The following is a 12507-nucleotide window of genomic DNA, read 5'->3' as shown; positions in this document are numbered from 1 at the left end:
TGGGTCAAGGCGGATCGCACAACCATGGCCGGAAATCCAATGGCAATTGAATTTTGCTGTCCGATGCCGGCGATCGTGGTTAATCAGGCTTTAAATGTCATCCCGTTAGGTGGGTATAGGTGATTCGAGGCCGGTGCGCACGCGCTCTGGGCCACGAGACTGCCATTCACTACAGCGAGTATGAATAGCGTCAGGAAGGCGACGATATAAATGGCAACGAAGGTCAAAGAGAACGAAGAAGCGGAAGTCGAACGCGACGGCGCAAGCGACGGCCCTCTTCTCGATCTTTCCGATGACGCGGTCAAGAAGATGATCAAGGCCGCCAAGAAGCGCGGCTATGTGACGATGGACGAGCTCAACGCCGTCCTGCCTTCCGAAGAAGTGACGTCCGAACAGATCGAAGACACGATGTCGATGCTGTCGGACATGGGCATCAACGTCATCGAGGACGAAGAGGCCGAGGAAGCGGGCGCTTCCGGCGGCGACGACGACGACAGCTCCGGCGATGACGAGAGCGAAGGCGGCGAACTTGCGCCTTCCGGCGGCACCGCGCTTGCGACCGCCAAGAAGAAAGAGCCGACCGACCGTACCGACGACCCGGTGCGCATGTATCTGCGCGAGATGGGGTCCGTCGAGCTTCTGTCGCGCGAAGGCGAAATCGCCATCGCAAAGCGCATCGAGGCCGGCCGCGAAACGATGATCGCAGGTCTCTGTGAGAGCCCGCTGACGTTCCAGGCGCTGATCATCTGGCGCGACGAACTCAACGAAGGCACCACGCTCCTGCGCGAGATCATCGATCTCGAAACGACCTATTCCGGTCCGGAAGCCAAGGCTGCCCCGCAGTTCCAGAGCCCCGAGAAGATCGAGGCCGACCGCAAGGCTGCCGAAGAGAAGGAAAGGACCCGGCGTTCGCGCTCCGGTGACGACGACATTACCGATGTCGGCGGCGAAGGCATGCCTCCGGAAGAGGAAGAAGAGGACGAGGACGAATCGAACCTCTCTCTGGCGGCGATGGAAGCCGAGCTTCGCCCGCAGGTCATGGAAACGCTCGACATCATCGCCGAGACCTACAAGAAGCTGCGCAAGCTGCAGGACCAGCAGGTCGAGCAGCGCTTAGCTGCCACCGGCACGCTGTCTTCCGCCCAGGAGCGCCGCTACAAGGAGCTCAAGGACGAACTGATCAAGGCCGTGAAGTCGCTGTCGCTCAACCAGAACCGCATCGATGCGCTGGTCGAGCAGCTTTACGACATCAACAAGCGCCTTGTGCAGAACGAAGGCCGCCTGCTGCGGCTGGCCGAATCCTACGGCGTCAAGCGCGACTCGTTCCTGGAACAATATCAGGGCGCCGAGCTTGATCCGAACTGGATGAAGTCGATCGGCAATCTGGCCGCCCGCGGCTGGAAGGAATTCGCCAAGAGCGAGAACACGACGATCCGCGACATCCGCCAGGAGATCCAGAATCTCGCAACGGAAACCGGCATCTCGATCTCGGAATTCCGCCGCATCGTGCATATGGTGCAGAAGGGCGAGCGCGAAGCGCGCATCGCCAAGAAGGAAATGGTCGAAGCGAACCTTCGCCTCGTCATCTCCATCGCCAAGAAGTACACGAACCGCGGCCTGCAGTTCCTCGACCTCATTCAGGAAGGCAATATCGGCCTGATGAAGGCGGTCGACAAGTTCGAATACCGCCGTGGCTACAAGTTCTCGACCTATGCGACATGGTGGATCCGTCAGGCGATCACCCGCTCGATCGCCGACCAGGCCCGTACGATCCGTATTCCGGTGCATATGATCGAAACGATCAACAAGATCGTCCGCACTTCGCGCCAGATGCTGCATGAAATCGGCCGTGAGCCGACGCCGGAAGAACTGGCCGAAAAGCTCGCCATGCCGCTCGAAAAGGTCCGCAAGGTCCTGAAGATCGCCAAGGAGCCGATCTCGCTCGAAACCCCTGTGGGCGACGAAGAGGATTCGCATCTCGGTGATTTCATCGAGGACAAGAACGCACTGCTGCCGATCGACGCCGCCATCCAGGCGAACCTGCGCGAGACGACGACCCGCGTTCTGGCATCGCTGACGCCGCGCGAAGAGCGCGTGTTGCGCATGCGCTTCGGCATCGGCATGAACACCGACCATACGCTCGAAGAAGTCGGCCAGCAGTTCTCGGTCACCCGCGAACGTATCCGCCAGATCGAGGCGAAGGCGCTGCGCAAGCTCAAGCATCCGAGCCGCTCTCGCAAGCTGCGCTCGTTCCTCGACAGCTAAAGCGTCGACGAGGATTGAAATCAGAACCCGGTTAGCCTCGCTGGCCGGGTTTTTCCTTGCGCGAGAGGTATGAGCGGATTAGCCCGATTGATGGTTCTCGCGCTGCTTGTCCCCATATGGTGACGGGCCTATAATTCCGGTTGCGGGGGAAGAGAGCGGTTGCGGCGTGCGAGCGGTATCATGTGCCGCGTGACCATGGCCTCCGCCAGGAGGTGCAGCATGACCACCTACATTCTGCTGATAAACTGGACCGATCAGGGCATCCGGAGCGCGAAGGACTCTCCCAAGCGGCTGGATGCGGCAAGGAACCTGCTTGGCAGCATGGGCGGTTCATTCGACAAGTTTTATCTCACCATGGGCGAGTACGACATGGTTGCCGTCTGCGAGGCGCCTGATGACCGCGTGATGGCGCGCTTCACGCTGTCCCTTGCTGCGGCCGGCAATGTGCGCACGAAAACCTTGAAAGCATTTCCGGAAGTGCATTATCGCGACATCATCGCGTCGCTCACATAGGTCAGGATGGCCGATAACTGGTGATGAGCCAGATGCGGCGTTGCGGTTGTCCCGCGGCGCTGGCAGTGTCGCTGCGCCTTGAACCCAGAGCATGGATTTGCCTTGCCGATGGAACATGCCGGCCTGTTGCAGAGAGGAAAGTTCGATCCGGCCTTGTCGGTGTCGCTCGTGCTGCATCTGGTCATCGGCTTGCTCCTGCTCGCTTTCCTGCCTGACGTGGAGCCTGTCAGGTCGCCGCCGGAAGACAGCATCGACGTTCAAGTCGTGACACCGTCGGCAATCGCCACTCCAATTCCGTCGCCTGCCGTTCGGCAACCGCCGGACAGACGCGTGGACAGAGAGAATTCGGCGGCGGAAGAGGTTGCGCCCGCGGCACCTGAGACAGCGTCGAGAGAAATAGCTCCTTCCTTGCCGGCATTGCCGAAGCCGGTCATATCCGGCCCGCCGGAGTTGACGCAGGCAAAAGCGCTCTTTTCGGGGAAGACGCTGGCCAGTCCGCGCAGCCGGAAAGCGCGTGAGATGCTCGCTACATTATCGGGCGGCGAGCGCAATCTGCAGCTCTGCAATCTCGAAGCCTTGGAACAGGTCAGCCGTTCCCGGCCTGGCTCTGCGCCGGATCTCGTTGCGCCCTATGCCATGAAGCCGGAGAAGGTGAGGGGCGCCAGCGTCGAGGTCGAGGGTGGAGCTTTTCGGAGCAAGGGCAATTGGTTCAATATCCGGTTCCATTGTGAAGTCGATCCCACTGGCAAGGCGGTCGTGGCCTTTGCCTTTGCGATCGGTGAGGCTATTCCGAGGGATGAGTGGCAGGAGCACAATCTGATCGCCGAGGATGGCGAAGCCGACCAATGAGCTTTGGGCCTGATGATCACGAGGTTTTTTTGATTTGTGGCTTGATGCTGCCGGTTTTAGAGGCCACATCGCTGCTGTGACAGAAGAAGACATCGAACCGGCAGATACCGACCACGAGAACGAGCACGAGGAGCCTCGCGTTCGCTGGGGTGTTGTCGCGTCTGTGCTCCTGCATGTGCCGATCGTTGCGCTCCTCATATTCGGTTTGCCTGATATCCAGCCGAAGCCCGCCGAAGACGAGAGCGTGAAGGTGGAGCTCGTCCCTCCGCCGGAAGAGAAGAAGCCGGAGGAAAAGCCGAAAGAGGAAGAGAAGCCGAAGGAACAGGCGAAGGCGAAACAGCCACCGCCTCCACCGCCGCCACCACCGCCACAATCACCTCCACCTGCCGCAGAGACGGCAGAAAAAACGAGGCAGACGCCTATGCCGCCTATGCGTCTTGTCACAGAATTTGGCGACAAGAACAGCGGTCCAAAAAAAACGTTGGCGGGCAATTCGTCTGAAGGCGAAGCAAAGCCGGCGACGACGCCGCCAAAGCGCGATGTTGAGCCGCAGAAAATGCCCACAGAGGCCGCCGCCGAGAGACCAAAAACTGAGACGCCTCCATCAAGGCCCGTTCCAGATGATGTGAAGCTTCCGGAAGTTGCGGCCGCTGATGCTTCTCCGGAGCCAAATGGGCCGCCAGCAGATGTGTCGGGTGAAGCCAAGACCAGTCTCGAGCAAACCAAGGCGCCGGCGCAGAGAACTCCTGAAAAGCCAAAAGAGGTGGTGAAGAACAATGATCTGGCGAATGCCAAGACGCTGTTTTCTTCCACTGAGGACGGAGCCTTCCTTGCGCAGTCCGCAGTCGACGGTCTCCCACGTAGCAAAAGGGTGGCCGTTCTTTGCGCCAGTGAGCTTCGCGCCCAACTCGCTTACGGTTCTCCGAGTTATCAGCCCTATGCACTGCCCCAGTACGGGTTGCCAGCAGGAACCCTGTTGAATATTGACGATGCAGCTTTTGGTACGGCCAAGGGTTGGTACCATGTTCGTTTCCGTTGTGAGGTGGATGTGGATGCCACGAAGGTGGTTTCGTTTGCCCACGAAGTGGGCGGCTTGATCCCCCGTAACCAGTATGGAAAATACGATATTCGCGAATAGTCGTCGGCACCTTGGCCGCTCCATTCGCAACAAGCCACGCGCAAGGAACCATCTCTATCGTTTTCCCATGCCCGTTATGGTACGGTAGCGAAGGGACAAATGATATGTCGAACGAGATCGAGCACTTCTTCGAGCGTCAGGAAGAAGCTGTCAGCCTGATGTTTCTGGAACACAAGGCAGACGAGCTGACCGATATTTTGGTCGCGGCCCTGGAAGAGGCTTTCGAAATTCTCCTGGAAAGCGCGCCGGCCGAAACCTTCCACTAAGGCGCTAGCACCGGCTCTCCGGCAGAGCTTCTTTCCATTACAGGATCGTCATGGTCGTTCCGCTTCAAGAGGATGGCAGGCTTCCGGTTTCGCTTCGGAGCCATCTTGGCGGCTATGAATGGCGGCGGGATGCTCTCGGCCGTTCCTCGGCATGTGTTTTCCGCCTGGAAGCCGAAAGGCGTCCCGGGCTTTACCTGAAGGTCGAGGAGGCGGGTCCGTTTTGCGAGCTTGCCGACGAGGCCGAGAGGCTCGTCTGGCTTGCGAGCCGCGGCCTTCCATGCCCCGAGGTCATCGCTCACGAGAGCGATGGCGAACGCAGCTTCCTCTTGATGACGGCGTTGCCGGGCGCCGATCTCGTGACGGCTGCAATGCTGTTGCCGGAAGAGCGCGTCGAAGTCCTCGCCTCCGCGCTCAGCACACTCCACAGCCTCGATATCAGCGCCTGTCCGTTCGATCATCGTCTGGACAATCGCCTTGCTGTCGCCGAGGCGCGTATGCGGGCGGGCGTCGTCGATGAGACGGATTTCGACGAGAAGCGGCTCGGCAAAAGCACCTTCTTCCTGTTCGGAGAATTGCAACGGTTGCGGCCGGCAAGCGAAAATCTCGTCATTGCGCATGGCGATGCCTGCCTGCCGAACTTCCTGGCAGCAGATGGACGGTTTGCCGGCTATATCGATTGCTGCCGCCTTGGCGTTGCCGATCGCTATCAGGATATCGCGCTTGCCTGCCACAGCATCGCCTATAATTTCGGCGAGGAATTCGTGCGGCTGTTTCTCAATGCCTACGGCCTGTCGATCATCGATCCTGTGAAGATGGACTATTATCAGCTTCTCGACGAGTTCTTTTAAAGCGACTCCAGCAAAAGTGTGCAGCGGTTTTCCGTCCGGAATTGCGCGAAAACAAATGCTCTCGCAGCCGCTTGCCCGGTCCGCCATCGGCTGGCAAAGTCGGCTGCGAAGGAGATCACCATGGCTGTCAGCCAGTTCAGGATGCTGAACTCGTCCGTGCCGGGCGTGGAGGCCGTGGTCGCGACGACGGGCCATCGGTTCGCACGCCATACGCATGAGCAGTTCGGCATCGGCCTGCTCTTCTCAGGTGCGCAGAAATCACTGAGCGGGCGCGGCATGGTCGAGGCGGAAGCCGGCGATCTCATCACCGTCAATCCGAATGAGGTGCATGATGGCTCACCGATCGGCGAGGCGCGCTCCTGGAGCATTCTCTACTTCGATCCCGCCGTCATGGATGGTCTTGCACGCGAGGCGGCAGAGGGCGGTGTTCGCCGCTCGGAGATTCCGCGACCTGTCATTCACGACAGGCTGCTCGCCAACCGGTTCCGCGCGCTGTTTTCTGCCGTCACCGGCAATGAGGAGCGGCTGCGTTGCGAGGAAATGCTGCTGTCGGTCATTGCCGGTGCGATGCGTGAATCAGGGATGGGGGAGGTACCTGCGGGGGTACCGCATTCCATCGCCTATGCCCGCAGCTTGATCGACGACAATCCGGTCGCGGAAATTTCACTCGCCGATCTGGCGCGCGAAAGCGGGCTCAGCCGGTTTCAGGTGCTGCGTGCCTTTGCAAGGGTAACGGGTTTTACGCCGCATGCCTATCTCGTCCAGGCGCGTGTGCATCTTGCCCGCCGGCTGATCGCCCGCGGCGCGCCACTGGCGGAGGCTGCCGCCGAAAGCGGCTTTGCCGACCAGAGTCATATGACGCGCGCCTTCGTCTCGCGCTACGGCCTGACGCCCGGCGCCTATGTGCGCGGTCGTTCCTGAGCGCTTGCAATTTCGTTCAAGACGTCATGCCTTTTAGCCTGTTTCCTTCTGCCGTCTCGAAAGGAGCAGCAGATGAGCCGGGAATTTCAGGGTTATATCTATCTCGCACTGGCCATGACGACGGTCGGCAGCACAGTGATTGCCAGCAAGGTCATCGCCTCCGGGTTGCCGCCCTTTACGGCGACGGCCTTGCGTTTTGCGGTGGCTTTTCCCTTCTTCCTTTTCCTGATGCGCTGGACGGGATCGCGATTGCCGCGGCTTTCCGGGCGGGACTGGCTGATCCTCGTCACGCAGGCCGGCGCAGGAAGCGTCGGATATACGACCTTGCTGATCTCGGGCCTGTCGCTGACATCAGCGGCCAATGCCGGCGTCATCATCGGCACGCTGCCTGTCGTCTCCGCGGCGATCTCCATCCTCGTGCTTGGCGAGAGGCCGCAGCGCTTCCTGCTTCTGGCGATCGGTCTTGCGGCGGCTGGCGTCTTTTCCATCGTCTTTTCGCCGGCTGCCGGAAGCGGGTCCCTTACCGGCGACATGCTGATTTTTGGCGCTGTTATCTGCGAGGGGCTATTCATCCTGTTGAACAAGCGGCTCGGGAGGGCGATCCCGCCGCTGACGCAGTCGGCGCTGATGACAGCCATTGGTTTCGTCGTTGCCGGTGTGCCAGCTCTGTTCGAGCATCATGATATCGGCATCGCTTCGCAACCCGCTTTGGTCGCGGTTGTCTACTATGCGCTGGTGCCGACCGTCGGCGGCTTCATACTCTGGTATGCGGGAGCGGAGCGTGTCAGCGGCGCTGAGGCCTCTCTATTCACGGCCGTCGCACCAGCAACGGCTGTCATTTTCGCCTTCCTGGTTCTTGGCGAGGCGATCGGCTCCAACCAGATTTTCGGGATCGCCTGCGTATTGGCGGCCGTCATTGGCCTTGGCCTCACGAGCCTGCGTCGGGTGGCGAGAAGCTAGGCGCGGCGAAAGACGTTTCGATACTCCCGTGGTGTCATGCCGGTCTGTGCCCTGAATTGCCTGTTGAAGTTTGCGAGCGAACCATAGCCGACCGCATCGGCAATATGGCCGACGGGCTGGCTTGTGGCGGAGAGGCGGGCGCAGGCGTCGCCGATGCGCATGCGGATCAGATAGTCGGAGACGGTCGTGCCCGTGTGGCGACGGAAGAGCCGGTGCAGGCCGGAGACGCTGAGGGCTGCAATATCGGCCAGTTCTTCCAGGCCGATCGTGCGTGCATAGTGCAGATGCAGGTGGGTGAGAATCCGGTCGATGCGCTCACGGCTCTCCTGCAGTTCCGGGCTCTGGCCGGGGGTGCTGGCAAGCGCGGATGCCTGCCGGTCGGTGGCGACGCGTCCGAGAATATTCAAAAGGGATAGGAGCCGTTCGGCGGGTGGTTTTGAAAAGACCGCCTCGATTTCGCTGCGCACGGCGTCGGCTGTTTCCTTTGAAAACTGTAATCCTCGATCGGCGCGCGACAGCATCGCTTCGATCGGGGCGAGCTCGACCGCGCCAGCCGTCACTTGACGAATCCAGTGCGGATGAAACCAGAGAACCAGCGCGATATGCGGGGTGGTCTCGTCATATTTCGCGCGGGATACCCAGGTGTGCGGCAGGTTGGGGCCGACGAGCACGAGATCGCCGTCCCCATATTCCCCGGTATGGTCGCCGATGAAGCGCTGGCCGATGGAATTCAGCGTCAGGGTCAGCTCGAATTCGGGATGGTGGTGCCACTGGAAAGGGATCGCCTCATCCAGCCGTCGGTTCAGCATGCTCCAGGACGCATCGGCATGCCGTGGCAGGATTTCGAGATAAGGCCTCATCGGGCGCCCTTCAGGTCATTGACGCCAGAATAGTATCATAATCCGCCAAGGTGGCACAACATGAGCCGCGATGCGAGGCTACACTCCCCATCATAGCCTGAAACCACAGGAATGGATCAAATGATGGGAGGATCTCATGGAACTGGCAGTGAAACGCGACGCTCATCCGACGGCCTCGTCGGTCACCACCCAGCTCAAGGACATCAAGAAGAAGCTGCCGCTGCGGGTGCTCTCGGCGGCGGACTGGCAGCACTGGATCACCAAGGGCTATGTGATCGTTCGCCAGGCCGTTCCTGCGGACAATGTCGCGCGGCTTGTGGACGTGCTCTGGCGTTTTGACGAGAAGGATCCGAACGACCCTTCCACCTGGTATGCGCCGCAGCGCCGCGAGCACAAGATGAAGGAGCTCAACAATACCGGCATGCTGGAGATCTACAATCACCAGGCGCTCTGGGATAACCGGATGGAGAAGCGCGTCTATGACGTCTTTGTCGATATCTGGGACCGCGAAGACCTGTGGGTGACGATCGACCGCGCCAACCTCAACCCACCGAAGAAGGTGAAGGGCAATCCCAACGGCTTCATCCACTGGGATGTCGATACGTCCATCCGGCCGCTGCCGATCGGCGTGCAGGGCGTGCTGAGCCTCAAGAAGCAGGACGGCGATGTCGGTGGCTTCCAGTGCGTACCCTATCTCTTCGAGCATTTCGACGAATGGGTGAAGACGCAGCCCGAGGACCGTGATCCGATGCATCCCGATATGACCGGCCTTTCAGTCGTCAATATCGACATGGAGCCGGGTGACCTGATGATCTTCAATTCACTGCTCGCCCACGGCGTTCGCCCCAACCATTCGGATAATCGGGTGCGCATGGCGCAATATATCTCCATGCATCCGGCCGAATACGACAATGCGGAGGAACGTGAGGAACGGATCCGTCTGTGGCGAGAGCTCGACCATCCCAAGCGCGATGCCTTCCCTGGCGATCCGCGCGAATGGGAAAAGCACAATGCCAAGACCGCCGAGCTGACGCCGCTCGGCCGCAAGCTGCTCGGCCTCGACCGCTGGTAAGACGATATAAGATCACAAGCCGCGGAGGAGAACACTCCGCGGCTCTTTCACTATCATCGGCGTTATGCTTGCGCGGTCCGGCACGAATCTGCCGATGCTGTCCCTCATCCGCACATCTGCGGGTGAAATCGGCCGAGAACGAGGAGGGGACCGCTGACCCCTTGGGATGGCCGTTTGCCTACCCTATCTCTTTCGGAGAGATATCAATCCGGAGATGACATTCATGTCAGGCAAGCCGATCAAGATTCCGGGGCCGGATCATCCGATCACCGTCGAACACAATCCCTCCCGCGTCGTCGTCAAGCTCGGCGGCCGCGTGATCGCCGATACGCATGATGCGCTGACGCTTCGCGAGGCTTCCTATCCGCCGGTGCAGTATATTCCACGGAAGGACGTGGATATATCGCTGCTGGAGCGCACCGACCACGAGAGTCATTGCCCCTATAAGGGGGATGCCTCCTATTACAGCATTCCTGATGGCGGCGAGCGTTCGAAGAATGCGATCTGGACGTATGAGGCGCCCCATCCCGCCGTTGCCAACATCAAGGGCCATATGGCCTTTTATCCTGATAGGGTCGATTCCATCGAAGAGTTGCCGTCGCCCGAAGCGGGGCAGTTCTAAGGGATAACTTGACTTCCACCTTCTGATCGATCGCATCGGGAAAAATGACGCCGGACGTGTAAGCGTATTGGGTTAATATGAATCCCCCTCAGGTTGCAGTATTCTCGTCGCGCGCGAGGAATACTGCAGGCCGGGGACCTCATGAAACTGGATCAGGTGGAGCTTCGCTCCGAAGTATTGGATATTCGTATCGTTGAAGGCCTCGGCGATGGTTTATTCAATCTTGAATTCGATGTCTTTCGCAGCGACGGATACGTTCTGATCCTCCTGGAAATACTGGCAGGGAGAGGCGATTTCCTTGTTCAGGGTTTCGATGAGGAAAATAGTGCCGCCTCTTCACTCCGGAGCCGGCAAAGGGTCTACATCGTGAGACCTGTCGAAGTTGCTCGAAGGGTTGCTGTCGGCGTGTTCGCGGCCATCAACAGCAAAGTCCGGGCGACGATCGCCTGCTTCAAGCGGAAGATGGTCAATATATCAGGGGAATTGCCCTGTCCGCTGTGCCGGGCGCTCTCCAAAGTGCTCGTTGCTTCGGCACTTGCCTGGATGGGTATTCCTTCTGCGGACATTCAGGATGCGGCTGCGATTTCTACCACTCCCTCCGTCGAGCAGATGAGGAAGCTTCTAAGCGGCACGGAGACCATAGGCAGTTCGCAGAACGAACTGCTCGCTCTTGTCGGCCCGGATTTGCGTTCGGCAATCCTCGGTGTCATGGAGGAGACCATTTGGCTGCTCAACATGCGCGACCAGCTTTGTACCGCCGCGTGCTAGATCGTCGGGCTGTTGCCCACCTCCACGTTGATGCGGCAATTGCGCGCCGAAGCTTATTCCTGTTGACATAGAACATTTTCGAGCAGAACACCGTTCCGTTCTTATAAGATTCCTATAAGTGCCTGGGGCTTGGCCGCAGGCCGGTGACTGAACAATGGACATAATAGTGAAAGAGCGGGAGAGCGTTCTGCGCCATCCCGGCTATCTGAATTTCGCTGCTTCCCGGGTCTTCTCCTCGCTTTCCCTTCAGTCCGTGGCGATCGCCATGGGATGGATGATCTACGAACAAACACATAGCGCCTTCGCGCTTGCCCTTGTCGGCTTCTGCCAGTTTCTGCCGATGGCTGTTCTGACCTTCGTCGTCGGCCATGTCGCCGACCGGTTCGATCGCCGACGGATCGGACTTGCCTGCCAACTCGTCGAAGCGATTACTTCGCTGGTGCTGGCGATAGCGACGTGGCAGCAATGGCTTTCGCCGGCTGGAATGCTTGTTGCGGTCACCATCATGGGGGCTGTTGTCGCCTTCGAAAGACCGACCATGGCGGCGCTCCTGCCGAATATCGTGCCGGCTTCGATGCTGCAGAAAGCGATTGCCACCTCGACCTCGATGATGCAGACGGCGTTGATCATCGGTCCTTCGCTTGGCGGTCTTCTCTACGGCGTGAGCCCTGTCGCTCCCTTTGCGATGTCGGCCGTGCTGTTTGCCGCGGCGAGTTTCAACGTGATTTCGATCCGCATGGAATGGGCGCCCTCGAAACGTGAGCCGGTGACTTTGTCGTCCGTCTTCGCCGGGGTTTCCTTCATTCGCAGCCGGCCGGTGATGCTCGGCACCATCTCGCTCGATCTTTTCGCGGTTCTGCTTGGCGGCGCCACGGCGCTGTTGCCGATGTTTGCCAGTGATATCCTGCATGCCGGCCCGTGGGGGCTCGGCATGCTGCGCGCGGCACCTGCAATCGGTGCGCTTGCCATGTCGATTGTGTTGGCGCGACGGCCGCTGACATCGGATGTCGGCCGCAAGATGCTGTTTGCAGTCGCGGTTTTCGGTGTCGCCACCATCGTATTCTCGCTTTCCACCAACATCGCGCTTTCGGTTCTGGCGCTGCTGGTCATCGGTGCGTCCGATACGGTCAGCGTCGTCGTTCGCAGTTCGCTGGTTCAGCTTTTGACGCCGGATGAGATGCGCGGGCGTGTCAATGCCGTCAATTCGCTCTTCATCGGCACCTCGAACCAGCTCGGCGAGTTCGAATCCGGCATGCTTGCCGGTGTGGTCGGTCCGGTCGCAGCCGGCATTGTCGGCGGAGTCGGTACGATCGCCGTCGTGCTCTTGTGGACGCGGCTTTTCCCCGATCTCCTCAAGGTAAAGACCCTTCAGGGCTGATGGGCTCTCATCTCCTTGCCGCACGGCCGCGGGCGTTAATTGACGCG

The 12507-nt window shown here is 59.9% G+C and carries 13 protein-coding genes; 12 read left to right on the top strand and 1 reads right to left on the bottom strand.

Going from position 1 to position 12507, the window contains the following annotated elements; translation table 11 throughout:
- Positions 1 to 210: 210 nt before the first annotated feature.
- From rpoD to ACK9YZ_RS14220, 8 genes are all read left to right on the top strand, one after another.
- Positions 211 to 2265, top strand: coding sequence for an RNA polymerase sigma factor RpoD (gene rpoD, locus ACK9YZ_RS14255; protein ID WP_416064252.1), 2055 nt, complete (start codon positions 211 to 213; stop codon positions 2263 to 2265).
- A 219-nt stretch (positions 2266 to 2484) separates the two neighbouring features.
- Entirely contained in the window at positions 2485 to 2778 is a 294-nt protein-coding gene (locus ACK9YZ_RS14250; RefSeq protein WP_416064251.1) for a GYD domain-containing protein, read from the top strand.
- A gap of 108 nt (positions 2779 to 2886) precedes the next feature.
- The gene (locus ACK9YZ_RS14245; protein WP_416066742.1) at positions 2887 to 3627 is read left to right on the top strand and encodes a DUF930 domain-containing protein; all 741 of its coding nucleotides are present in this window, start codon (positions 2887 to 2889) and stop codon (positions 3625 to 3627) included.
- A gap of 34 nt (positions 3628 to 3661) precedes the next feature.
- Positions 3662 to 4765 (top strand): DUF930 domain-containing protein, encoded by a 1104-nt coding sequence (locus tag ACK9YZ_RS14240; RefSeq protein WP_416064250.1) that lies wholly within the window; start codon positions 3662 to 3664, stop codon positions 4763 to 4765.
- Positions 4766 to 4869: 104 nt separating this feature from the next.
- Entirely contained in the window at positions 4870 to 5031 is a 162-nt protein-coding gene (locus tag ACK9YZ_RS14235; protein ID WP_183731361.1) for a hypothetical protein, read from the top strand.
- 50 nt (positions 5032 to 5081) lie between these two features.
- Positions 5082 to 5879 (top strand): APH(3') family aminoglycoside O-phosphotransferase, encoded by a 798-nt coding sequence (locus tag ACK9YZ_RS14230; protein WP_416064249.1) that lies wholly within the window; start codon positions 5082 to 5084, stop codon positions 5877 to 5879.
- Between the two features lie 120 nt (positions 5880 to 5999).
- Positions 6000 to 6800: an AraC family transcriptional regulator gene (locus tag ACK9YZ_RS14225; RefSeq protein WP_416064248.1), complete on the top strand. Its 801-nt coding sequence runs from the start codon at positions 6000 to 6002 to the stop codon at positions 6798 to 6800.
- Between the two features lie 72 nt (positions 6801 to 6872).
- A complete protein-coding gene (locus tag ACK9YZ_RS14220; RefSeq protein ID WP_216755303.1) occupies positions 6873 to 7760 on the top strand; it encodes a DMT family transporter in 888 nt (295 codons plus the stop codon).
- Here ACK9YZ_RS14220 and ACK9YZ_RS14215 read toward each other — a convergent pair.
- Positions 7757 to 8620 carry a helix-turn-helix domain-containing protein gene (locus tag ACK9YZ_RS14215; RefSeq protein WP_216755302.1) on the bottom strand — a complete coding sequence of 288 codons (864 nt, stop codon included), beginning with the start codon at positions 8618 to 8620 and terminating at the stop codon, positions 7757 to 7759. The two genes, ACK9YZ_RS14220 and ACK9YZ_RS14215, sit on opposite strands and share 4 nt — an antisense overlap.
- Positions 8621 to 8756: 136 nt before the next feature.
- Here ACK9YZ_RS14215 and ACK9YZ_RS14210 point away from each other — a divergent pair, with 136 nt between their 5' ends.
- The 4 genes from ACK9YZ_RS14210 (at position 8757) to ACK9YZ_RS14195 (ending at position 12460) form a co-directional block, all read left to right on the top strand.
- Positions 8757 to 9692 (top strand): phytanoyl-CoA dioxygenase family protein, encoded by a 936-nt coding sequence (locus ACK9YZ_RS14210; protein WP_216755301.1) that lies wholly within the window; start codon positions 8757 to 8759, stop codon positions 9690 to 9692.
- Between the two features lie 223 nt (positions 9693 to 9915).
- Positions 9916 to 10314 (top strand): DUF427 domain-containing protein, encoded by a 399-nt coding sequence (locus ACK9YZ_RS14205; RefSeq protein WP_416064247.1) that lies wholly within the window; start codon positions 9916 to 9918, stop codon positions 10312 to 10314.
- 141 nt (positions 10315 to 10455) lie between these two features.
- Positions 10456 to 11082, top strand: coding sequence for a hypothetical protein (locus tag ACK9YZ_RS14200; protein WP_416064246.1), 627 nt, complete (start codon positions 10456 to 10458; stop codon positions 11080 to 11082).
- A gap of 154 nt (positions 11083 to 11236) precedes the next feature.
- Positions 11237 to 12460, top strand: coding sequence for an MFS transporter (locus ACK9YZ_RS14195; protein ID WP_416064245.1), 1224 nt, complete (start codon positions 11237 to 11239; stop codon positions 12458 to 12460).
- The last annotated feature ends 47 nt before the right edge of the window (positions 12461 to 12507 follow it).

Origin of the sequence: Rhizobium sp. ZK1, assembly GCF_047782645.1 — a bacterium.
GTDB lineage: Bacteria > Pseudomonadota > Alphaproteobacteria > Rhizobiales > Rhizobiaceae > Rhizobium.
This window is presented reverse-complemented; position numbering and strand designations above follow the sequence as displayed.